Origin of the sequence: Tepidamorphus sp. 3E244, from assembly GCF_046159835.1 — a bacterium.
Lineage (GTDB): Bacteria > Pseudomonadota > Alphaproteobacteria > Rhizobiales > Tepidamorphaceae > JACKJK01.
In genome coordinates this window covers 126223-150336 of record NZ_JBJXCY010000003.1, presented here as the reverse complement: position 1 = coordinate 150336, position 24114 = coordinate 126223, and the positions used below count along the sequence as shown (strand labels likewise).

Here is a 24114-nt window from a genome sequence, read left to right as displayed (position 1 = left end):
CACCACGGCTGCCGGCGGCACCGACACGGTGACCAACGCGGAGTTCCTGCAGTTCGCCGACCGCACCGTCGACGTCAACAACTATATCGAGGCGGGTGCCGGCACCACCAACGGCACGGCGGCCGGCGAGACGATCATCGGCGACAACGACGCCAACACCATCAACGGCGGCTCCGGCGACGACCTCATCATCGGCGCGGGCGGCAACGACGTGATCGACGGCGGCGCGGACAACGACGAGATCCGGGGCGATGCCGGCGACGACACCATCACCGGCGGCGCGGGCGACGACACCATCTCCGGCGGCGCCGGCTCCGACACGGCGATCTTCCCCGGCAACTTCGCGGACGCCGAGATCAAGGTCGACGGCGCGGGCAACATCATCGTCACCACGATCGCCGGTGGTACGGACACGATCACCGGCGTCGAGTTCCTGCAGTTCGACGACCGCACGGTGGACGTCGACCCCTATATCGAGGCCTTCACCGGCTCCACCAACGGCACCACCGGCAACGACGTCATCATCGGGTCCGACAACGACGAGACGGTCAACGGCCTCGCCGGCAACGACCTCATCATCGGCGCGGGCGGCAACGACACCCTGCTGGGCGGCACCGGCGACGACGAGATCCGCGGTGATGCCGGCGACGACATCATCCGCGGCGACGCGGGCGCCGACATTCTCTCTGGCGGCGACGGCACCGACACGCTCTCCTACAACGGCGACAGCACCGGCGTGACGGTGAACCTCGCCACCAACGCGGCAACCGGCGGCGACGCCACCGGCGACACCATCTCCGGCTTCGAGAACATCACCGGCGGCTCCGGCAACGACACGCTGACCGGCGATTCCGGCGCGAACGTCATCGACGGCGCGGGCGGCGACGACGTCATCGAGGGGCTCGGTGGCGCGGACGACCTTGAGGGTGGATCGGGCACCGATACCCTGTCCTATGCGTCGGATACCACGGGCGTCAGCGTCAACCTGTCGACCAAGGCCGTCTCCGGCGGGCATGCCGACGGCGACACCATCAACGGCTTTGAAAACGTCACTGGCGGTTCCGGGAACGATACGCTCGTCGGCCAATCCGGCGTCAATGTGCTCGACGGTGGAGCGGGCGACGACTTCATTCGCGGCGCGGCAGGTGGTGACACGCTCATCGGCGGCACCGGCACGGACACCGTCGACTATTCGACAGATTCATCCGGCGTCATCGTCGACATCGGTAACAACACCGCCTCCGGCGGTGACGCTCAGGGTGACACGATCACCGGCTTCGAAAACGTCACCGGCGGCAGCAATGCCGATACGCTGACCGGCTCGTCGGTCGCCAACGTGATCGACGGTGGCGGCGGCGATGACGTGATCGCGGGTCTTGCCGGCGGCGACACGCTGACCGGCGGCACGGGCACCGACACGCTGGACTATTCCGCCGACACGGCCGGTGTGACGGTCAACATCGGAACGAACACCGCGTCCGGCGGCCACGCGCAAGGCGACACGATTTCGGCCTTCGAGAACCTGACCGGCGGTAGCGGCAACGACACGCTGACGGGTACCTCGGGCGTCAACGTCATCGATGGCGGTTCAGGCAATGACACGATTGCCGGTCTCGGCGGTGCCGACACGCTGAGCGGCGGCGCGGGCACTGACACGCTCGATTATTCTGCCGACACGACCGGCGTCACCATCAACCTGGGCACCAACAGCGCGTCTGGCGGTGATGCGCAGGGCGACACGATCTCGGGCTTCGAGAACGTCACGGGTGGTTCTGTTGCGGACACGCTGACGGGTACCAGCGGCGCGAACACCATCATCGGCGGCGGGGGTGACGATGTGATTGCGGGCCTTGCCGGCGGCGACACGCTGAGCGGCGGTACCGGCAACGACACGCTGGACTATTCCGGCGACACCACCGGCGTGACGATCAATCTTGCGGCAAACACGGCATCGGGCGGCGACGCGCAGGGCGACGTGATCTCCGGTTTCGAACACGTGACCGGCGGTACCGGCGGCGACATCCTCACCGGCACGAGCGGCGCGAACATCCTGTCGGGTGGCGCGGGCAATGACACGCTGGACGGTGGTGCCGGCGACGACACGCTGACGGGCGGCGCCGACAACGATTACTTCATCGGCGGTGCAGGTGCCGACACAATGGATGGCGGAACCGGTGGCGACACCGTGACCTACGCTGCTTCCGCTTCTGCGGTCACCGTCAACCTTGCCACCAATATCAACACCGGTGGCGACGCTCAGGGCGACAGCCTGACCGCCATCGAGCACGTGATCGGCTCTGCGGGAAACGACACGATCACCGGTGACGGGGCTGACAACGTCATTCGCGGGGGTGCGGGCGCCGATACGATTGATGGCGGGGCAGGCGGCGGCGACGCGGTCGACTATTCCGGCTCGGCGGCTGTCACGATCAACCTCGCAACCAACGTCAACACCGGGGGCGACGCGCAGGGTGATTCGATCACCAACGTCGAGAACGTGTTCGGTTCGTCCAGCAGCGACAGCATCACCGGCGACGCCAATGCCAACGCGCTTTTCGGCAATGCGGGCAACGACACGATCGCCGGCGGCGCGGGTGGTGACATCCTCGACGGTGGGGCCGATACCGACACGCTGGACTATTCCGCCGACACCGCCGGCGTGACGATCAACCTTGCGACCAACGCCGCTTCGGGCGGCCACGCGGCAGGTGACACCATCTCCAATTTCGAGAACGTCATCGGCGGCACCGGCACAGACAGCCTGACCGGCGACACCGGCGCGAATCGTTTCACCGGTGGCCTCGGCAACGACACGATTGACGGTGGCGCAGGCACCGACACGGCGGTCTACACCGGAAATCGCGACGACTACGAACTGACGCTCGACGGTTCCGGCAACCTGACGATCACCGACCTCAACGCCGGCGACGGCGACGAAGGCACCGACACCCTGATCGGCATCGAGAGCATCGAGTTTGCCGATGGCACGTTAGACCTTTCGACGCTCATCACCATGACCGGCCCCGGTGCGCACAACGGCACCAGCGGCGACGACATCATGGTGGGTGACGGCACGTCCAACACGCTGATCTATGGCGGCCTGGGCAATGACCGCATCTATGGTGGTGCGGGCAACGAGCAGATCGACGGCGGCGGCGGCTCGGACACCATGTATGGCGGCTCCGGCGACGACACCTTCTACAAGGACAACACGAGCGCCACCGAGGACGGCAACGGCGACCGCATCGATGGCGGCGACGGCACCGACACGGTCGAGTACCGCAATGTGAGCCACGATCTTGATGTGCTGATCGAATCAGCGCCGGTCTACAACGCCCGCACGGCAGGCTCCGAGGATGCCGACGCCGTGGTCATCAGCCGGTCCGGCATCGTCAGCGATGTCGCGACGGGTGTCGAGATCATCCGCGTCACGGATACGTCGACGACCAACAACATCTCCGTCGACGCCGACGGCGATTTCACCGCGTCTGGCGTGACCGGCTTCGTGGTGCAGACGGACGCCGGCAATGACGACATCGACTTTTCCGGCGTGACGTCGGCAACGGGCGCGAACATCTCGACCGGCGGCGGCGCGGATACCATCTCGGGCGGTGCCGGGGCCGATACCATCGATGCCGGATCGGGTGACGACACGGTCGCGGGCCTCGCAGGCGGCGACTCGCTCACCGGCGGCACCGGCTCCGACACGCTGGATTATTCCGCTGACACCGCAGGCGTGACGGTCAACCTTGCCGCCAGCTCGGCCTCGGGCGGCCATGCCCAGGGCGACACGATTTCCGGCTTCGAGAACGTGACGGGTGGTTCGGGCAACGACACGATCACCGGCGATGGCAACGCCAACACCCTGGCGGGCGGCGCGGGCACCGACACGCTGTCCTACGCGGCCGACACGGCCGGCGTCTCGATCAACCTTGCCAGCAACACGGCCAGCCGTGGCCAGGCGGCAGGCGACTCGATCTCTGGCTTCGAGAACGTGACCGGCGGCACCGGCAGCGACATCCTGTTCGGCACAAGCGGCGCCAACACGATTACCGGTGGTTCGGATACCGGATCGACAGGCTTCCGCTTCCGCTACGAGTATTTCGACCTGGGTACGATCTCCAGTCTTTCGGGTGCGGGCTTCGGGTCCTCCGGACACAATGCGAATGCCGCAACCGGCGTGGGTTACGTCGACACGCTCGATCAGGATGGTATCCCGCCGCTCCACGGTGGCAACCTCGACACGATCGGCCTGCGGTTCACCTCCATCCTCACGGTGACAACCGGCGGCACCTACACGTTCCAGCTTTCCTCCGATGACGGCAGCAGGCTCTACATCGACGGCGTCGAGGTGATCGACCATGACGGCCTGCACAGCCAGAGTGCGCTTTCCGGGTCCATTTCACTGGCGGCAGGCGCACATGAAGTGTCCATCGTCTATTTCGAGAATACCGGCGACGAGGACCTTAACCTCACCATCTCCGGTCCGGACACGGGTGGTTCGCCGGTCAGTGTGGACAGCTACGCCGGATTGGCAGCGCCCACCGGTGACTATATCGACGGCGGCGCGGGCAATGACACGATCTACGGTGAGGGCGGCAACGACGTTCTCTACGGGCGCGACAGCACCGACCTGATCGACGGCGGGGCCGGCGACGACTTTATCAGCGGCGGCGCGGGCAACGACACGTTGATCGGCGGCACGGGGACGGACACCCTGTCATACGAGGGTGACAGCAGCGGCGTCACCATCAACCTGTCCACCAACTCCGCCTCTGGCGGCCACGCGGCCGGCGATACGATCTCCGGCTTCGAGAACATCGTCGGCGGCTCGGGTTCGGATTCGCTGACGGGCAGCTCTGTTGTCAATGTCATCCACGGCGGCAGCGGCAACGACACGATCTCCGGTCTTGCCGGTGCGGACACGTTGATTGGCGGCGAGGGCAACGACACGCTGAGCGGCGGCGCCGACAACGACGTCATGCACGGCGAGGATGGCAACGACACGGTTCGCGGCGAATCCGGCGCGGACACGATGACGGGTGGTTCCGGCACCGACACCCTCGATTATTCGACGGATACGACGGGCGTGACCGTCAACCTGTCCACCGGGGCCGCTTCGGGTGGCCACGCGGCGGGCGATGTGTTCTCCGGGTTCGAAAATCTCACCGGTGGCACAGGACGCGACACGCTGACGGGCGACGCGTCTGCCAACACGATTTCCGGTGGCGACGACAACGATATCATCGCGGGCCTTGCCGGCGCCGACACGCTCGTCGGCGGGTCAGGGAATGACACCCTCGACTATTCCGCAGACACAACCGGCGTCACGGTCAACCTCGCAACCAACAGCGCAGCTGGCGGCCATGCCCAGGGCGACAGCATTTCAGGGTTCGAGCACGTGACGGGCGGCAGCGGCGCAGACACGCTCACCGGGGACAGCAACTCCAATACCCTGTCGGGTGGGAACGGCAACGACACCATCATCGGTGGTGCCGGTGGTGCCGACATTCTCTCCGGTGGCGCGGGAACGGACACTCTGTCCTATGCCGGCGACACGGCAGGCGTCACGGTGAACATTGGCGCGAATACCGCTACCGGCGGGCACGCGACGGGCGACACCATCTCCGGGTTTGAGAATCTGACCGGCGGCTCCGGAAACGACACGCTTACCGGATCGACCGGGAACAACGTTCTCATCGGCGGGGGCGGCAACGACACGGTCAATGGTGGAGACGGCGTCGATACCATTCAGTTTCTTGGGTCCATCGGCGACTACGACACCGAGCTGTCGGGGGCGTCGGTCCTTGTCATCGACAACAACCTCGCCGACGGCAATGAAGGCTCCGACACCGGAACGAACATCGAAATCCTCCAGTTCATGGGTTCGGGGCACATCATCACCGGTGCGGCCGTGGTCTTCGGGGCCAACAACGGCACGGCGGCGAACGAGATCTATCTCGGCTCTTCGGGTGCCGACACCACCAACATGGGCGACGGCAACGACTTTATCTTCGGTGGGCGCGGCAACGACATTCTGACCGGTGGCGCCGGCAACGACGTCATCGCCGGTGGATCTGGTAACGACACGATCTTTTTCGGCCTGGGCGACGACGAGGTCTATGGCGGCTCGGGCGATGACCTGATCGACGACGTGAATGGCACGCAGCAGGTCGGCAACGACTTCATCGACGCAGGCTCGGGCAATGACCGCGTCTATGCCGGTGACGGCAACGATACCGTGATCGGCGGTGCCGGCGCGGATGAACTGCACGGCGAAGGCGGCACCGACACCCTGTCCTATGCAACCAGCACCACTGGCGTGACGGTGAACCTCGGCGCAGGCACCGCGTCAGGCGGCGATGCGGCAGGTGATACTTTCGACGGGTTTGAAAACCTGACGGGCGGCGCGGGCAACGACACGCTGACCGGCTCATCGGGCAACAACGTCATCACAGGTGGCGCGGGCGACGACATCCTGGTTTCTGCGGGCGGCGACGACACCATGATCGGTGGCGACGGCAATGACACCATCACCATGGGCACGGCGACCGGCGACGGCGGCTCTGCCTCCGGCGGCGCGGGCAATGACACGTTCTACATCAACGAAAACCAGTTCACCGAATACGCAGCCGACGCCATCGACGGCGGCACCGGCGAGGATACCGTCCACATCACGTCGGACGGGAACATCTCCGAGTCGGCGCTGGTCAACGCGCTCACCAACATGGAAACGCTCAACGTCCGGGACCTGAACGTCATCGCGAACCTGTCCCTGACCAAGGCGCAGGTCCAGGCCATGACGGACGGGGACAACGTGCTGACGATCCTCAGTAACGGCGATGACACCATCACAGGCGTCGCCGGCGCGGGCGAGTACCTGACCTCCAACACCGTGGGTAACACCACGACCTACAGCTATTTCGACGATGCCGGCCTGACCAACCAGGTGGCCGAACTCATCGTCCAGGTCGCCTGACGCAGGCACGGTCACGCTGCTTAAGCCGGACGAGGATGAGACGCGCAGACGCGTGCGCGGATCTTGCGCGGCTGGTGCCCACGCAGAACTTTCTTTCGTTGATGGAGACGTGTTTTGGGCGCGCCTACCGGCGCGTGTGAACGCTCTGCGACAGCATGCCGATGGCACGCAGGATGCGGAACTGCGAGCGCACCGCATCGTAGCGATTGTTGATCAGGTCGCTCTCGTCGGAAAACAGCGAGGACTGGCTGTCCAGCAGCTCGAACACGGTGCGCTGTCCGGCGCGGAACTGCTCGGTATAAAGCTCGCGGACCTTGCGGCTGGAATCGAGGCCCTTCTTGAGGTCACGCGCCTTCGCGCGGCTTGAATCGATGGCCCGGTAGTACTGCCTCAGATCCGCTTCCAGGTCTTCCATCTCGTGCTGGTAGCGATACTGGTGCTGGCTCACGCGCGAGCGGATCTGCTCGCCCTCGCTGCGGCGGCGGCCGCCGTCCAGCAGGCGCTGGCGCATCACCACCATGCCCTTCATTTCGAGTTCGCTGACGCCGGGCCGGTCGATGTAGTTGTTGGACGTGCCGTCGACTTCCAGGTTGATGGTCGGCAGGCCTGCCGCGCGGTGGCTGGCAAGCTCCATCTCGCTGGCCGCCGTGTTGGCGCGGATGCTGAGCAGCAACGGGTTCTGGTCCGGCAGCATGGCGAGCGCGTTTTCAAGGCGCGGCGGCACGGCGTGGTCGACGGAAGGCGGCGCGGCGAGGTTCCCCGGGTCGACCTGCGTCAGCCGGCGGAAGCGGTCGGCGGCATCTTCCGAGCTTGCCTGCAGGTCGGTCAGCAGCGTCTGCGCATCAACCTTGCGCGCCACCACCCGGTTCACGTCCGCCTTGGTGCCGTTGCCGTTGGCCTCGTTCAGGCGAACGAGCTGCTCGAAATCGTCATGGGCCTTCACGTTGTCGCGGGCAGCTTTCAGCAGCGCCTGCTGTTCCAGCAGCGTGAGATAGGCGGAGATTGTCTCGAAGACGACGTCCTCGATCTTGGCCTCGCGCTTGAAGCGTTCCATCACGTAGACGAAGCGCGCACGGTCGATGTCGCTGCGCGTGGAGCCGAAATCGTAGAGAAGCTGCTTGAGCTGGAGGCTCGCATCCAGCGCGCCGCGCGTCTGGGCGCCGCCGTCCTTGTAGAGGTCGAGGCCGCTGTTGCTCCAGGTGCCGTCGACCCGGTAGCCGACGCCGATCGATCCGTCGACCTGCGGCTTGCGACGCGATTGCGCGACCCTGATCCCGTAATAGGCATCATAGGCCTTGGCGTCCTGGTAGCCGATTTCCGGGTTGCGCTCGACGGCAAGGCCGACGGCTTCACCCAGCGAAATATAGCCGGTATGCGTGCGGGCAGGTGCCTGCGTGTGTGCTGCGGGATAGGTGCGCGCAGCCGGTGCGCGGACCGCGCCCGTTGCTGCGGGCGCGCCATCCACGCCGCGCAGTCCAAGTCCCTGTGCGGTGGGCTGGCGCTCGGGCGTTGCGAAGTCACCGGCGCTGGCGCTGCGCAGGGCGGGATCGACATTGGCCGCCAGCGAGGTCTGGCCCTCCACGCGCGTGCCCTCTCCGCCACGCAGACCGTAGCTGGCGAGCGCGTTGCAATCGATTTCAGAGCCGGGATGGGTGATCTGCGCACACGGGTCGCCGGAGGGCGATGCCGTCGCGCGCACGGAGCCTGTATGGGTGCGGGAGGAGTTGCAGCCCGCGACGGCCAAAGCCAGCGACGCGACCAATGCCGCGTTGCGGGCCTTCCGGCACCTGTCGAGAACTGTGACCATGCGCAAACTGACTCGAGTACAGAAACGATACTGGCGGACAGACATCCGCTGACAGTCCGTTATGCGCTGATTAACCTTAATATTCCTTGAATTTCCGCGGAATTTGCGCAGGCTGAAGCCGGGCGAAATCGCCCGTCGAACGAGGCTTAGTGGAACTCGTTGGCTTCCTGCAGGCCGAAGGCGTCGGCCAGCGGCAGGAGATCGTCTTCGGCCAGCGGATCGAGGAAACGGATGCCGTATCCTTCGGGCCGGATGTTCATGATCTGCCCGCGCATGCAATGCTTGTCGAAATGCACCCGCACCTGCTCCAGACGGCGGTCGATCATGTAGGTCGAGCACGCGCGAAACAGCGTGCCGCCAAGAGAAATTTCCATCACCGACCCGTCGATGTAGAAGCCGCGGTCGGGAAATTCGAGCCGCCCCACGATGCAGCACGAGTAGCGCTGGTGCTTGCGCGAGAAGGTCTTCGGCTTGTTGCGTTCCTCGCGGTAGCGCGAATACCGTTCGACCGGGTGCATCATGGCGCCGAGCACGTTCATGATCATCGGCTCAGTTCCTCTCGCCTGCGGCAGCCGGCAGGGCATCGGCGTCCAGGAGCGCCTCGTCCTCGATCATGTCCTCGGCTGCAACGCTCTGGGGTGTGCGCTCGCGCATGGGGCTGTCCGGGCTTCGCCGTTCCGGCCCCGGGAATTCGTCGTCCGTCCTCGACGCTGATGCGGCCTCGCTGGCTGCACCCTCACGCGGCTGGAAAGCTTCCTGCAGCGTGGTCTGGAGGTTCTCCAGTCCGCGCGCCATTTCGCTTTCCTGCTCCTGGTTGGCGCCCGGGCCTCGCTCCATGATGTCGATGAGGCGCGCCAGAGCGTCTTCCATGCGCGCCGCCGTCTGCGCATTGTTCTCCAGCAGCGAATCCGTCTGCTGGCGGCTGCGCTCCTCGAATTGGCACAACGCGTCGGTCATCCGGTTCAGCGTCGCCGTCAGCTTGCGGTCGAGGTTCAACTGGGCATCCGCGATGGACTGCAGGTGCCGCACGCTGCGCTGCATGTAGTTGGTCTGGCGATTCTGTCCTTTCGCCATTTCGGCGAAATCGCCGGCGCTGGCCGCGAGGTCGCGGTGCAGGCGGCGGAATGTCTTGGTGACGCCGGTCATCGATCCGGCAAGCTTGGCGATCCCGGCAGGCGCGATGGCGTTGTCTCCCGCCAGCGCGTTCTCGCCATCGTCGGTGGTCTCGATCTGCGAGACGCTGGCGAGCCAGGATTCAAAGTGCACCTTCAGCGTGTTCGACGCGTTGGAGGAAAAGCGCGCGATCAGGCCAAGCGCCAGGGACGTGAACAGGCCGAACAGCGAGGACGAAAAGCCCGTCGCCATGCCGACCAGCGGTGCCTGCAATTCGTTGATGAGGCGGCTGAAATCGACATCGCCGCCACCCGTTCCGCCGGCCAGGCCGCCAATGATGGTGCCGACCGAGCCGACCATGGTCATCAGGCCGATGAAGGTACCGATCAGCCCGAGGAAGACGAGGACGCCGGTAACGTATTGCAGCAACGAGCGATCGTCGCTCAGGCGCGTGGCGATGCCGCTGATGAGCTGCTGCATCGTGCTGACCGACAGCTGCAGCCGCCGCGTGCGCATCAGTTCCTCGTAGACGAGGTCGTAGATGTGGCCGAGGATTCGCGGCCGCTCGACGATGACGGCCGGCTTCAGGCAGCGATGGTGCCGCCAGTAGGGGTCACTCGCGCCGCGCTCGCCGTCCTGCTGGATGTCCTCGTAGGCTTCCTTCAGCGAATTGAAGGCGTTCTCTTCGTTGCGCAGCAGGAAGACGTCGCGAAACGACAGCGACACGCCGAACAGGAAAACTGCGATGATCGTGGAGTTGAGATAGGCATTCGAGGAAATGCCGAGCCAGATAAACTCGTGGTTCCATCCTGCCAGAACCGCGATGGCGGCAAGCACGATCAGCATCCTCGAGAGCTGTATGTTGATCTGCTTGCGCATGTCCGGACGGGTACTCTGTTACCTTACGTCAATTCCAAGAATCGCGCACGGACCCGCTGCAAACGGAACCCGGCTTGCTATTGATGGCGCAGTAAGGTCAACAAGTCGTAAAACTGGGGCGCGAAATTCAGGAAAAGCCGTATCGAATCATTGCGTTGCAAAGATTTCGGCACTCTGGCCCGTTGCAACGTCCGGTGTTTCGTCCACTTCGACCCGCAACCGGCGCGGTTCGATGCCGAGCCGGATCATCTCGTTGCGCAGCAGCATTGCCCGGTAATAGGCGAGGCGCCGGGCCTGCGTGGCGCCGCCCGCGATGGGCGCGGCGTGGGCGCGGATCAGGATGGTGCGGGCCTCCCGGATGGCGTCGGATGACGAAACGAACTGACGGATTTCCGCGCGGCTGTCCTCGTCGAGCTGCGTCTGGGCGTCCTCGTAGGTGACCTTGAGAACCGAGCCGGTGGACCTGGCGGCAACATCACGTTCCGGGATCGTTGGGGTCTGGACCGGAGCGGCATAGACCTCGCGGGCATTGTCATCCTGGGTGACGCGCAGTTCCTGCTGAACGCGCTCTACAGGGTGGTAGCCTTCCTCGTGCTCGTGGTTCAGCCTCGTGAGCGTTTCCACCAGCGTGTCGCGGACTTCCTTCTGCGTCGCCTGGTCCGAAACCTCCACGTCGGCCTCGCGCAGGAGTTCGGTCAGCAGCGTCTTGGAGAGGCTTTCGCTCAGGATGTAGATGCCGATGGCGAGAATCATCATGACGAAGGTCAGCACCATCGTCATGGTGGTCAGGGCATCGACATAGCCCGGCCAGTAATTCGTCTCGCTTTCGTCCTGGGCAGACATGTGGTTCCGTCACGCATGAGGGACTGCGCGGCACCGCTGGCCGCAATTGCTTTGGACAATACGCGCGGCGGGGTTGGGGATTGGTTAACCCTCGCGCGCGACGCGAAATCGGTCAGGCGCTCTGCGCCGGCCGTGAGGTATTGGGGCGGTTGAGGTGCGTCAGCACGTCCTGCTTCGGCCCGTCGGCGACGATGCGCCCGCGCTCCATGACGATCAGCCGGTCGACCAGCTCCAGCGCCGGGATGCGGTGGGTCGCGAGAATGAGCGTCTTGCTGACCAGCGCGGGCTTCAGCCGACGGATGACGGAAAGTTCGAGCGCGCTGTCCATGGCGGCGGTTGGTTCGTCCATCAGCAGCAGGTTGGGCCGGGTCACCAGCGCGCGCGCCATGGAAACCATCTGCCGTTCGCCGCCGGACAGGCATTCGCCGCGAATGCCGACGCGGGTCGAATAGCCTTCGGGCAGTTGGGCCGCCATCTGCGCGACGCCGGAAATCTCGGTGGCGAACTCGAAATCGGCGTCGCTGACGCTGTCGAGCCCGAAGCAGATGTTGTTGTAGAGCGTGTCGTCGAAGAGCAGAGCATCCTGCCGCATGAAGCCGCAGGCCCGGCGCAGCAGGTGCGGCGGAAACTGGCGAATGTCCTGCCCGTCGATCAGCACCGACCCGGTTTCGGGCTGGTGCAGCCGCAGCGCCAGCCGCAGCAGCGTGCTCTTGCCGCAGCCCACGCGCCCGATGATACCGACGCGCTCGCCGGGCTTGATGTCGATGTGAATGTCTTCCAGCGCCTTGCGGCCCGACTGCGGGTAGCTGAACCCGACGCCGGTCAGCGTCAGCCCGCCGCGGATCTGCGCCGTGCTGCGGGTGGCATCACCCGGCGTTTCCTGCGGTGTGGAGAGAACCTGCGCCAGCCCGCCGAGCGACTTGGAAAGCTGCAGCGCCCGGTCGGCCTGGCCGATCAGGCTGCCGACGGGGGCGACCATGCGCCCGACCAGCAGCGAACTGGCAGCCAGCGCGCCGACGCTCATCGCGCCGGTACCGATCTGGTAGACGCCGATGATCAGCACCATGACGATCACCGCCTGCACGACGATCAGCGTGGACTGGGTCGCAAAGCCGGACCACAGCCGCGCCCGGTGACCATAGTAGCCGGCCTCGTCGCTGATCCGCTCCCAGCGCCGCAACAGGTGCGACTGCGCGGTGGCCGCCTTCACCGATTCCAGCGCGCCCACCGTTTCGAAGACCTGGTTCGATTGCTTCTGCGAGATTTCGACAGACTTGCGGATGGCGCTGCCCGTGCGGGCATGGCCCACCGTGTAGAGCGCGCCGAGCGCGATGACGCCGACGAGCGGTGCCAGCACCACGTAGCCGCCGATGGCGTAGAGCACGCCCATGAGGATGAAGAAGAACGGCACGTCCACGACCGCAGCGGCCATCAGCGCGGGCGCGAGATTGCAGACCTGCTCGATTTCCTTGACCTGGTGGGCGACGGGGCCGGGCGCGCGTGGCGCATCGACGAGCTGCGCGTTCAGTACGCGCCGGAAGAACCGCGCCTGAAGCGCGAGATAGGACGAGGCCCCGATGGCATCGACCAGCTTCATGCGCACGAAACGAAGCTGGAAATCGAGCGCCAGCGCCAGCAGCACGCCGATCGACAGAACCCACATGGTCTCCATCGCCTGGTGCGGCACCACCCGGTCATAGACAGCCATCGTGAACAGCGGCAGCGCCAGCAGGAACGCGTAGGAAAGCGCCGATGCCACGATCAACTGCATGAACAGCCGGCGCCGCGTTTCCCAGACATGGCGCACCACGTCGGAGAAGACGTCGAACCCGTCGCTGACATCCTGGAACGGCTCGTCGCGCACCTCGTCGGTGTCGGCCAGCGCACGCGGGCGCACGAAGAAGATCGTGCCGGACTGCCGTGCTTCCAGCGCTTCGGCGGAAATGGTGCGTTCGCCGCTCTCGTCGTCGACGATGTAGCCGCCCGCGCTGCGTCTGTTGACGAGGAAGCTGGACCCGTCGTTCAGCAGTGCGATGGCCGGGAATTCGTGCGGCTCGAGGTCTTCAAGACGCGCGTTGACGTAGGACACCTTCGCATCGAGATGGTCGACGGCGGCGGCCAGCGTTTCCGGCGTGGAGGGATCGGCCTCGACCATGCTTGCGGCAGCACCCGGCGGCGAGGGGTGGTCGCGCCACTGCCGCGAGGCCTTGTCGATGCCCGAAAGAAGATGCTGCCCGGCACCCGGTTCACGGTGGCCTTCCGGCGCGCCCTCGTTTTGACGCGACGATCCACGCGCCGACCCGATGCGCGCGGCAATGAGGTCGCGGTCGAGATGCCCGGGATCGCCGGGTTCCTCGCGTCTGCCCATCAGGGTGCGCAGGCGTTTCATTGCGCTCCTCTCGCGACCCTTGACGGATCGTGCGCGGAATCGGGTTCGTGGCCGCGCGCCTGTTACGGGCAGCCGGGTCTGCAGGCCCGCAGCATCGTCCCCGCATGCTTAATTGTTCGTAAACCCCGATGGGCTCAGATGGCGCTGAACCACCGCTGCGGAATGCGAGACCACATGAAAGAGCTGTTGAGCCGGATCGTCGCGATGCTGACGAAGCCGGACGCGCAAGAACCGGCCGGGGACGGGCGGTTTCACCGGCGTTGCGATGCCATTGCGCACCGCGCCCACGGCACGTTTCTCTACACCGTTTCCGGCGGCGTGGTGCTGTTCGGCCTGTGGGCCGGGTTGACCCAGGTCGACCAGGTCACGCGCGGCGCGGGCAAGGTGGTCCCGCAGTCCAACAACCAGATCATCCAGCACTTCGAGGGCGGTATCGTCACAGACATTTTCGTGCGCAACGGCGACCGCGTCGAAAAGGGCGAGCCGCTGCTGCGGATCGAGAACTCGTTCTCCGAAGCCGAACTCTCCCGCGTGGCGCTGGAAATGAAGGCGGCGCGCGCCAAGATCGCGCGCATGGAAGCGCTGACGGACGGCGCCGATGCGCCCGCGTTCCCCGAAGACCTCGTGCACGACGTGCCAGCGATCGTGGAGCGCGAACGCGCCACGTTCCGCAACAAGCGCGAACAGATGCGCGAGCAGCTCTCCATCCACGACGACCAGATCCGCCAGAAAGAACTGGAACTCTCCGAACTGCGCTCGCGCTGGTCCAGCATTTCCAAGGAACGCGCGCTGGAAAGCGAGCGGGTGGAAAACCTGCGCCGCCTGCAACAACGCGGTGCCGTGTCGCGCAACGACCTGCTGGAAGCCGAGCGCGGCCTGCAGCAGCTTGAATCCCAGATGTCTGAATTGACCCACGGCATTCCGCGCACCGAGGCCGCGCTGGATGAAGTGAAGGGTCGCCGCCGCGAGACCGAACTCAACATCGTCGCGGAGGTGGAAAAGGAACGCGGCGAGGCCGAGTTGCAGCTCGCCAAGCTGCGCGAGATCGCCAGCGCCATGCAGGACCGCAACCTGCGCTCCGACGTGGTAGCCCCCATTTCCGGCATCGTGAACCGCGTCTTCATCACCACAATCGGCGGCGTCGTGCAGTCCGGCGACCAGCTCGTGCAGCTTGTTCCGGTGGACGGCTCCATCGCGGTGGAGGCGCGCCTGTCGCCCGCCGACCGCGCCGAAGTCTGGCCGGGCCTTCCCGCCGTGGTGAAGATCTCGGCCTACGATTATTCGATCTATGGCGGGCTGAAGGGCAAGATCATCGAGATTTCACCCGACGCGCTGGTGGACGAGCAGGGCAAGTCCTATTTCCGCGTGCGGCTGGAAGCCGATGCCGGCGCATTTGGCGCGGGCCGCCCGGTGGTCCCCGGCATGGTCGCGGACGTCGATATTCTCACCGGCCGCCGCTCCATCCTGAGCTACCTGCTCAAGCCGCTGCGCAACGTGCGCGAAAACGCGCTGCGCCAGTAGCGCCGATGGCGCGCATCACCCGCATCGAGGACCCGGCCGACCCGCGCATCGAGGTCTATCGCGACGTGAAGGACCGCGACCTGCGCGGCCGCGAGGGGTTCATGGCCGAGGGCGCGGTGGTCTTGGGCAATGCAGCGACCCGAAGCACCCATCCGTTCCGCTCGTTGCTGGTTGCCGAAAGCCGCCTCGCCTCGCTCGAAAGCGTGATCGCGGCCTTGCCCGCCGAATGCACGGTCTATGTCGCAAAGCCGGCGGTGCTCGATGCCATTGCCGGTTTCCATATCCATCGCGGCATCCTTGCCCACGGCGAACGGACGGCTGGCCGCGATGTGGGCGCGCTGCTTGAGGCGCTTGGGCCGGGCGCGCTGGTTGTCGCCGCGTTTGGCATCGCCAATCACGACAATCTCGGCGGCATCTTCCGCAACGCGGTCGCTTTCGGTGCCGACGCGGTTCTGCTCGATCCCGCCTGCTGTGACCCGCTCTATCGCAAGGCGATCCGCGTGTCCGTGGGCGCGAGCCTCATCTGCCCGTTCGCGCGTGCGGATACGTCGGAACAGCTGGTCGACGCGCTATCCGCCTCGTCGCTCACCGCGTTCGCGCTGGCCGGTGGTGGCGAGCTGGAAATCGGCGACCTGCCCGAAAGTGGCGATGGCATCGCGCTTCTCGTCGGCTCGGAAGGCCACGGCCTGCCGGAAACGGCGATGCAGCGGTTTGCATTGGTGCGCATCGCGATGACCGGCAATCTCGATTCCCTCAACGCGGCAACCGCGACCGGCATCGCGCTGCATGCGGCAGCACGCAGGCTGAAGCGCATCTAGGTTCAGATGACGTTGTGCGCCGGGCCGAACGGGAAACCGGTGATGTTTTCAGCACCGTCTTCCCTGATGATGAGAATGTCGTGCTCCCGGTATCCGCCGGCCCCGGGCAGGCCTTCGGGGATGGACAGCATCGGCTCCATCGAAACCACCATGCCGGGTTTCAACACGGTTTCGATGTCCTCACGCAGTTCCACGCCCGCCTCGCGCCCGTAGTAGTGCGACAGCACGCCGAAGGAGTGGCCGTAGCCGAAGGAGCGGTAGCCCAGCAGGCCGTGCGAAGCATAGATCTCGTTAAGTTCTTTCGCGATATCGCAGCACCGCGCACCGGGCCGGATCAGCTCCAGCCCGCGCCGGTGAACCTCGCAGTTCACCTCCCAGATCGCCAAGTGCGCGTCGGAGGCATGCTCGCAGAACAGCGTGCGCTCCAGTGCGGTGTAGTAGCCCGCGATCATCGGGAAGCAGTTGAGCGACAGGATGTCGCCGGGCTGCACGGCGCGCGACGTGACCGGATTGTGCGCCCCGTCGGTGTTGATGCCCGACTGGAACCAGACCCAGGTGTCCATAAGCTCGGCGTGGGGAAAGGTATCGGCAATCTCGCGCACCATGGCCTGCGTGCCGGCCAGTGCCACCTCGTGTTCGCGCACGCCCGCTGTAATCGCGTCGCGCACCGCCGCCCCGCCGATGTCGGCGATACGCGCGCCGTGGCGGATCAGTTCGATCTCTTCCACAGACTTCACCGCCCGCTGCCACATGGTCGCCTGCGCGATGTCGACGAATTCCGCGTCCGGGAAGGTCTCGCCAAGCGCCGCGCGCAGATCGAGGCTCACATGGTCGAACTCGATGCCGATGCGCTTCGCGTCAGGCAGCAGCGTTTTCAGCGCGTGGAAATAGTTGTCCTTACGCCAGTCCGTGTAGGTGATGTTGTCGCCGAAGGTTCTCCGCCACGGCTGGCCGGCGTCAATACCCGCGGAAACGCTCGTCGCGCTCTCCGGCGTCACCACGAAGGCGTATTTCCGGCCGAAATGGCAGAACAGGAAATCCGAGTGGTAGTTGATGTTGTGGTAGCTCGTCAGCACCGCTGCATCGAGGCTCTTCTCGGCAAGGATGGCGCGCAATCCGTCGATGCGCCGCTGCATTTCAGGCGCGCTGAAGGTCGGCGCCACTTTCTCGCCGTTATGCATCGTCAGGAGACGGTCGAGTTCGTTGGAGACGGGGAGGCCGAGGGTCTGTGCGGTGCTGGGCATGGCGATGGTCCGTGTGCTGGGTGCCGCGCGTCGTTTCTGCCGCTTGCGGAATGCGCTCCGTTTCTCTAACGGCCTGTAACTCAATTTGAAATGACGTTTGTGCCGCAGTGCAATAGGGGTGCGGCCACCTGATCACGAGAGCACCAATTCTCGCGCCGCCTGCTGAGGGGTTTCAGCGGCATGTTTCGCGCCGGTGCCGGTCAAAAGGAAAATCTGAATGATCAAGTTTGTGCGTGCCGCGCTCGTCGCGGCTGGGGTCGCTTTTGTCGCCGTTGGCGGGGGTGCGATCGAAGCTGATGCTGCCACGTACCAGGGCGTTGCCTCCTGGTACGGCAAGGCTCACCACGGCCGGAAGACGGCCAGTGGCGAGCGTTTCAACATGAATGCCATGACGGCTGCCCACAAGAGCCTGCCGTTCGGCACCAAGGTGAAGGTCACCAATAAGCGTTCCGGCCGTTCCGTGGTCGTGCGCATCAACGATCGCGGCCCCTATGCCGGCGGTCGTATCATCGACCTGTCGCGCGCCGCAGCCCAGCGCCTCGGCCTGATGCAGTCGGGCACCGCGCCGGTGTCCGTCACGATCGTACGCTGACGACATCGCTGTTCGGCTTGCGCCGGGGCTGGCCATCGACGAGATGGTCGGTCAGCCCCGCGCCCGCCCACATGGCAGCAAGGGTCACCCATGCGGTGACCGCGAAGACGGACCCGCCGGTGATGCCTGCGCCAACGGCGCAGCCACCGGCGAGCATCCCACCGAAGCCCATGAGCATCGCGCCCGCAACGTAGCGGCGCATGGCGGCCGCGCCGTCAAAGCCCTGCAGCTTCAGTTCCCGCGCAAACCATGCCGCGAGGAACGATCCGGCAAAGACGCCGGGAACCAGCCCGATATCGAAATCCAGCGCGTCCCCCGGCGGGTTCAGCACGAACATCAGCACGTCTGCCGACGGGCCGGAAAAGGTCATGCTCTTCACCGCAACCGGTTCGAAGGCGTGTTGGGACAGCGTCCACGTCAGCAACCAGCCGAGCGCGACCGCGCCCGCGACGCCGAGCGATCCGGCCACGAACACCTGGTTCAGCCGCAACCGCCACGCAAGCGCCAGCGCCAGCACGAACCAGGCGGCGGCGATCAGCGGTCCGAAGCTTTCGCCGATACCCAGCAGGTTCAATGCGTGGCGCATGTCGGTGCCGGATATGATCCACAGCGAGGCGAGAAATTCGCGCAAGGGCGCAAGCTGTCCGCGCAGGCTTGCCTGCGCCGTCACCGCGAAGACGAGGCCCGAAAGCAGCGCCCGCAGGTTGCCGGTCGCCGACAGAACCAGCAACCGGCTGGCGCAGCCGCGCGTCAGGATCATCCCCGTTCCGAACAGCAGCCCGCCGATGAGCGCGCCGGACAGGCTGCCGGTCGCAGCCAGTTGGCGCACCTGGGTGATGTCGATTAACCCGCCCCACCACAGCGCCTGCGTGAAGAACACAGCGCCGGTGAAGACGAGCAGCCAGACGGCGACGCGTTCGCCCATATGTCCGTGGACGAACTCGATGACGGCGGCGCGCAGGCAGAACCGGCTGCGCTGGGCCGCGTAGCCGAAGACGATCCCGGCAATCAGCCCGAACAGCGCCGCCGTGCCGCCTTCACCAAGCCTGTCGATCAGCCAGTCCGTCACGATCACTTGTCCCTTCCTGCGATCACCTTCAGTTTCTTGAATGTGTAAGGCCCCGTTCCGGCGCGTGACTTGACGTGGCTCAAGTCCTTGCGCGGCGCGGTGTCGGCGCAGCCCACCGGCTGCGTTAGACTGGCGGCGATTCGAGGCAACCGCTGACATTGCGAGGAACATGAATGGCAAGGAAACCGAGGGGGCCGCTGCCCGGCGGGCTGGTGCTGGCGGGGCTGGCCATTGCGGCACTTGGCATCGCGGTGGTGGTGGTCTTTGCCACCGGTCTGTTCCACGACGCACCGCAGACGGCGGTCGATGATCCGGCAGAGGTGCGCGGCTTCCAGCTTGCGCAGTCCAATTGTGCTGCCTGCCACGCCATTGGTCCGGAAGGTGAAAGCCCCCATTCCGACGCGCCGCCTTTCCGCACCTTCAAGGAGATGTGGCCGGTCGAGAACCTGGAAGAGGCGCTCGCCGAGGGCATCGTCACCGGCCATGACAACCCGATGCCGGAATACGAGTTTACCGCTGACCAGGTCGGCGATTTCATTGCCTACCTGAAAACGCTCTGAGGGTCGCCTTGCCTGCCGCACGCTCCATCCTCGCGCCGGCAGAACCGCCGGTTGACGGTCGCCAGTCGGAACGCGCGCTGGATATCCAGCGCGGCGTGCGCCGCTGGCTGCGTGCGCTGGGCATGTCGAGCATCTGCGAGGTGACACTGCGCACCGGGCGGCGCGCCGACGTGATGGCCCTGTCGGAGAAGGGCGAGATCTGGATTGTCGAGATCAAGTCGAGCGTTGCCGACTTCCGTGCCGACCGCAAATGGCCGGGCTACTGCGAATTCTGTGACCGCTTCTTCTTCGCGACACTGGGTGACGTGCCGGCGGACATCTTCCCCGAGGAAGCCGGCCTGCTGGTCGCCGATGCCTATGGCGCGGAACTGTTGCGCGACAATTCCTGCGCGCCGCTGCCGCCCGCGCGCCGCAAGGCGGTGACGCTGCTGTTTGCGCGTTCAGCCGCAAACACGCTCCATACTCAGGCTGACCCGCACACGGGCTTCTGACTGGTTTGAAAAATCCCTAGCGCGGGGCGCGCTTGGCGAGAATGCGCTGCAGCGTGCGCCGGTGCATGGAAAGCCGTCGCGCCGTCTCCGACACGTTGCGGTCGCACAGCTCATAGACGCGCTGGATATGCTCCCATCGCACCCGGTCGGCAGACATCGGGTTTTCCGGTGGGTCCGCCTTTTCGCCGCTCGGCGCAAGCAGCGCGTTCGCCACTTCGTCCGCGTCGGCGGGCTTTGCGAGGTAGTCCACCGCGCCGAGCTTCACTGCGTTCACGGCGGTGGCAATGTTGCCGTAGCCGGTCAGCACGATGGCGCGCGCATTGGCCCGCTTGGTCTTCAGGTGCGAGACGATGTCCAGACCGTTGCCGTCTTCCAGCCGCATGTCGATCACCGCAAAGGCGGGGGCGGACGCGTTGATCGCGGCAATCGCCGCCGTCACGCTGTCGGCCTGCCGAACGTCGAATCCACGCCGCTCCATCGCGCGCGCCAGCCGGTCGAGGAACGGCTTGTCGTCGTCCGCGATGAGCAGGCTGCGATCCGCAATTCCGTCAAGGCTGGGCGTGTCGGACATGACTTGCGGTTCCATCCGGTGATCCGTGAACATACGTATTCCAACCTTCATATACTTGTATTGACCACATTACGTAAACACCCGTTACTGCGGATCACTTGAGCGATGCGGACCCGAAGGCCGATCGCGGCCACCGCATCGTGATCCGTGCGCCGCTGGCAGGCGCCGACGCGTTGCGAATGTCGATACTCGCGCCTGAGCGCTCCAGCAGCGTCTTCGCGATGAACACGCCGAGGCCAAGGCCCTTGCGATCCAGCGCCCGCGCCGGGTCGGCAAGGTCGCCCCGCAGACTGAGATAGGGCTGTCCGAGCTTTGGCAAAATATCGACGGGGATTCCGTGCCCGTCGTCGCTGACGCCGACCATCACGGTGTTCTCGTCCCACGACGCGGTGATTCGTACCCGCTCGCGGGCGAAATCGACCGCGTTCTCGATCAGGTTGCCGAGGCCATAGAGGATTCCCGGGCTTCGCCGCCAGACCGGCTCGTCCGCCGGTTCGCCGAGCAGTTCCATGTCGATATCGATGCCGAACTCCTGGTGCGGCGCGGCGGCTTCCTTGATGAGTTCGCTCAGGGACTGCCGCGCAAACGGCGTTTCGCCGTCGTTGCCCAGCGAGCCGATCTTGCGCAGGATCGCGCGGCAGCGCGCCACCTGCTCGCTCAGCAGCTTGAGATCGTCCGCAGCCGCCCCTTCCGGAACGTCGCGCTGCATTTCCTTCACCACCAGCGTGATGGTGGAAAGCGGCGTGCCGAGCTCGTGTGCGGCGGCCGCTGCCAGCCCGTCCAGATTGGAAAGATGCGTCTCGCGCGCCAGCACCAGTTCGGTTGCCGTCAGCGCATCACCCAGCGTCTGCGCCTCGTCGGCGATGCGCCAGACGTAAAGCCCGGTGAATGCGACGGTGCACAGGATCGCCAGCCACGTGCCGACCACGTAGAGCTGCGGCAAGTTGAAGGGTGCTTCCGGGTGCCAGGGGATCGGCAGGTGCTCCAGCGCCAGGATCGTGGCGCTGCCGCAGGCGAGCGCGCCCAGAACGACGATGGAACGCGGCGGCAGCAGGCTTGCACCGACCACCAGCGGCCCGGCGATGAGGACAGCGAACGGGTTTTCAAGCCCGCCTGTCAGCCACAGCAGGCCGGCGATCTGCAATATGTCGAAGCCGAGGATGAACAGCACCGGCTGCTCGGGAAGCTGCGTGTCGGTGCGGTAGTGGTTGGCGATCAGCAGGTTGAGGACCGTCGAGGCCGCGATCAGCAGGAAGCAAAGGGTGACCGGCATGTCGAAATCGAGCAGGCCGGAAACGGTGATGACCGCGACCGACTGGCCGATGATCGCCAGCCACCGTAGCCGCACCAGGGTTTGGGAACGCAGGCCCCGCGCCCGCATCCGGCGCAATCCCGTGAGCGGTGATCCGCTGTCCCGCACCCCTCCGGCGCCTGCCATGATGTCCTGCTGAACCTCTGTCATGGTCTGTCATTAGCACGCGGGCCGAAGCCTGCGCCATGCGGCCCGTCGGCGTCATTCCGGCCATGCAAGGTGCGCGCTTTCATTCGCGCGCCATCGCACGTAATCAGGAGGGATGGAAACCGCCGCCATCGAACCCGCGATCCGCGTCAGCGGCCTGTGCAAGAGCTACGGCAGCGTCGTCGCAGTGGACGGTCTCGATTTCGAGATCAGGCGCGGCCAGATCACGGCCCTGCTGGGTGGCAACGGCGCGGGCAAGACCACCACGATTTCCATGATCATGGGCCTGCTGCTGCCAAGCGCCGGCGAGATCACCGTGCTCGGTCACGACATGCTGACGTCGCGCTACGACGCGTTGTCGCGCATGAATTTCGAAAGCCCCTATGTGGAGATGCCGCTGCGCCTCACGGTTCGCCAGAACCTGCAGGTCTTCGGCAGGCTCTACGGGGTGCGCGACCTCGACAAGCGCATCGAGCAGCTGACCCGCGACCTCGGCCTGAAGGACTTCATCGACCGCGCCGTCGGCAAGCTGTCGGCTGGCCAGAAGACGCGCGTCAGCCTTGCCAAGGCGCTGGTCAACGAGCCGGACCTGCTGCTGCTGGACGAGCCAACCGCTTCGCTCGACCCTGATACCGCCGACTGGGTGCGCGGCCATATCGAGCGCTATTGCGCCGCCCATGGCGCGACCGTGCTACTCGCTTCCCACAACATGGCCGAGGTGGAACGCATGGCGACCCGCGTGCTGATGATGCGCTCGGGCAAGATCGTCGACGACGATACCCCGGCGGGCCTCGTCAAGCGCTACGGCCGCCAGAACCTTGAGCAGGTGTTCCTGGATATCGCGCGCTCGCGCGGCGTTGCGGCGATCCCGAAGGCAGAAGCATGAGCGAGGCGGTAAACATCGGCAGCGATCTCAACGAACGCGCACGTCGCGTCTCGGCCATCGTGCTGCGCCACTGGTTCCTGCTGCGCCATTCCTGGCCGCGCCTGCTGGAACTGGTCTACTGGCCGGCGGTGCAGATGCTGATGTGGGGCTTCCTGCAAAGCTGGCTGGCCGAACGCTCCGGCGTGGCGGCAACGGCCGCCGGCGTCTTCATTGGGGGCGTGCTGCTGTGGGACGTGCTGTTTCGCGGGCAGCTCGGCTTTTCGATCACGTTTCTGGAGGAAATGTGGTCGCGCAATCTCGGCCACCTGATGATGACGCCACTCAGGCCGTTCGAGTTCATCGCCGCCCTCATGGTGATGAGCACGATCCGCGTTGCCATCGGCCTCGTCCCGGTGACGATAATGGCCATCGTCTTTTTCGGCTTCAACCTGTGGGGACTGGGGCTGGCGCTCGCGGTGTTCTTCCTGAACCTCTACCTCACGAGCTGGGCAATCGGCATGCTGGTGTCGGGCATCGTTCTGCGCCACGGGCTGGGGGCGGAAAGCCTCGCCTGGTCCCTGTCCTTCCTGCTGCTGCCCCTGTGCTGCGTCTACTACCCGCTTGAATCCCTGCCTCTCTGGCTGCAGCCGGTCTCGCTGGCGCTGGCCCCGACATACGTTTTCGAGGGCATGCGCGCGCTTTTGCTGGACGGAACGTTCGATGGCGCGCTGATGTTGCGCGCCTTCGCCATCAACATGGTCTATTTCGCACTTGCGGCGTGGGCCTTCCGGTACTTTTTCGACAGCGCGCGCCGCGCCGGAACCTTGCTGCAAATCGGGGAATAGTGACTGAATCGTTGACGAAACAGGGGGTTAAGGCATTGGTTTATAGTGGAATTGCGTATGCCACGGCCC

The 24114-nt window shown here is 65.5% G+C and carries 17 protein-coding genes; 8 read left to right on the top strand and 9 right to left on the bottom strand.

What is annotated here, in order from left to right; genetic code table 11:
* Positions 1-28 precede the first annotated feature (28 nt).
* Entirely contained in the window at positions 29-6979 is a 6951-nt protein-coding gene (locus ACKTEK_RS15940; RefSeq protein ID WP_409166306.1) for a PA14 domain-containing protein, read from the top strand.
* 124 nt (positions 6980-7103) lie between these two features.
* Here ACKTEK_RS15940 and ACKTEK_RS15935 read toward each other — a convergent pair whose 3' ends face one another.
* From ACKTEK_RS15935 to ACKTEK_RS15915, 5 genes are all read right to left on the bottom strand, one after another.
* Positions 7104-8786 (bottom strand): TolC family protein, encoded by a 1683-nt coding sequence (locus ACKTEK_RS15935; RefSeq protein ID WP_409166305.1) that lies wholly within the window; start codon positions 8784-8786, stop codon positions 7104-7106.
* A gap of 146 nt (positions 8787-8932) precedes the next feature.
* Positions 8933-9331, bottom strand: a complete 399-nt coding sequence (locus ACKTEK_RS15930; protein WP_409166304.1) for a PilZ domain-containing protein — start codon at positions 9329-9331, stop codon at positions 8933-8935.
* A gap of 4 nt (positions 9332-9335) precedes the next feature.
* Complete coding sequence (locus ACKTEK_RS15925) at positions 9336-10778, bottom strand: hypothetical protein (protein WP_409166303.1); 1443 nt, start codon at positions 10776-10778, stop codon at positions 9336-9338.
* Between the two features lie 147 nt (positions 10779-10925).
* Positions 10926-11621 (bottom strand): hypothetical protein, encoded by a 696-nt coding sequence (locus tag ACKTEK_RS15920; RefSeq protein ID WP_409166302.1) that lies wholly within the window; start codon positions 11619-11621, stop codon positions 10926-10928.
* A 112-nt stretch (positions 11622-11733) separates the two neighbouring features.
* Complete coding sequence (locus ACKTEK_RS15915) at positions 11734-14010, bottom strand: ATP-binding cassette domain-containing protein (protein WP_409166301.1); 2277 nt, start codon at positions 14008-14010, stop codon at positions 11734-11736.
* Between the two features lie 174 nt (positions 14011-14184).
* On the opposite strand from ACKTEK_RS15915, the gene ACKTEK_RS15910 reads away from it, so the two are divergent.
* Complete coding sequence (locus tag ACKTEK_RS15910; RefSeq protein ID WP_409166300.1) at positions 14185-15531, top strand: HlyD family type I secretion periplasmic adaptor subunit; 1347 nt, start codon at positions 14185-14187, stop codon at positions 15529-15531.
* A gap of 5 nt (positions 15532-15536) precedes the next feature.
* Complete coding sequence (locus ACKTEK_RS15905; protein ID WP_409166299.1) at positions 15537-16349, top strand: TrmH family RNA methyltransferase; 813 nt, start codon at positions 15537-15539, stop codon at positions 16347-16349.
* A 2-nt stretch (positions 16350-16351) separates the two neighbouring features.
* Here ACKTEK_RS15905 and ACKTEK_RS15900 read toward each other — a convergent pair whose 3' ends face one another.
* Positions 16352-17593, bottom strand: coding sequence for a M24 family metallopeptidase (locus tag ACKTEK_RS15900; protein ID WP_409166298.1), 1242 nt, complete (start codon positions 17591-17593; stop codon positions 16352-16354).
* 217 nt (positions 17594-17810) lie between these two features.
* On the opposite strand from ACKTEK_RS15900, the gene ACKTEK_RS15895 reads away from it, so the two are divergent.
* Positions 17811-18185 (top strand): septal ring lytic transglycosylase RlpA family protein, encoded by a 375-nt coding sequence (locus ACKTEK_RS15895; protein WP_409166297.1) that lies wholly within the window; start codon positions 17811-17813, stop codon positions 18183-18185.
* Here the strand turns inward: ACKTEK_RS15895 and ACKTEK_RS15890 are convergent.
* Entirely contained in the window at positions 18169-19260 is a 1092-nt protein-coding gene (locus ACKTEK_RS15890; RefSeq protein WP_409166296.1) for a YeeE/YedE family protein, read from the bottom strand. The two genes, ACKTEK_RS15895 and ACKTEK_RS15890, sit on opposite strands and share 17 nt — an antisense overlap.
* 167 nt (positions 19261-19427) lie before the next feature.
* On the opposite strand from ACKTEK_RS15890, the gene ACKTEK_RS15885 reads away from it, so the two are divergent.
* Together ACKTEK_RS15885 and ACKTEK_RS15880 are read left to right on the top strand one after the other, a co-directional pair.
* Entirely contained in the window at positions 19428-19814 is a 387-nt protein-coding gene (locus ACKTEK_RS15885) for a c-type cytochrome (protein ID WP_409166295.1), read from the top strand.
* Between the two features lie 8 nt (positions 19815-19822).
* Positions 19823-20305, top strand: a complete 483-nt coding sequence (locus ACKTEK_RS15880; RefSeq protein WP_409166294.1) for an MmcB family DNA repair protein — start codon at positions 19823-19825, stop codon at positions 20303-20305.
* A gap of 16 nt (positions 20306-20321) precedes the next feature.
* On the opposite strand, the gene ACKTEK_RS15875 is transcribed toward ACKTEK_RS15880, so the two are convergent.
* Positions 20322-20876, bottom strand: coding sequence for an ActR/PrrA/RegA family redox response regulator transcription factor (locus ACKTEK_RS15875; RefSeq protein ID WP_409166293.1), 555 nt, complete (start codon positions 20874-20876; stop codon positions 20322-20324).
* A 94-nt stretch (positions 20877-20970) separates the two neighbouring features.
* Positions 20971-22338, bottom strand: coding sequence for an ActS/PrrB/RegB family redox-sensitive histidine kinase (locus tag ACKTEK_RS15870; protein ID WP_409166292.1), 1368 nt, complete (start codon positions 22336-22338; stop codon positions 20971-20973).
* 112 nt (positions 22339-22450) lie between these two features.
* On the opposite strand from ACKTEK_RS15870, the gene ACKTEK_RS15865 reads away from it, so the two are divergent.
* Together ACKTEK_RS15865 and ACKTEK_RS15860 are read left to right on the top strand one after the other, a co-directional pair.
* Complete coding sequence (locus ACKTEK_RS15865; protein WP_409166291.1) at positions 22451-23221, top strand: ABC transporter ATP-binding protein; 771 nt, start codon at positions 22451-22453, stop codon at positions 23219-23221.
* Complete coding sequence (locus tag ACKTEK_RS15860; protein WP_409166290.1) at positions 23218-24045, top strand: ABC transporter permease; 828 nt, start codon at positions 23218-23220, stop codon at positions 24043-24045. Before ACKTEK_RS15865 ends, ACKTEK_RS15860 begins: the two co-directional genes overlap by 4 nt.
* Positions 24046-24114 lie beyond the last annotated feature (69 nt).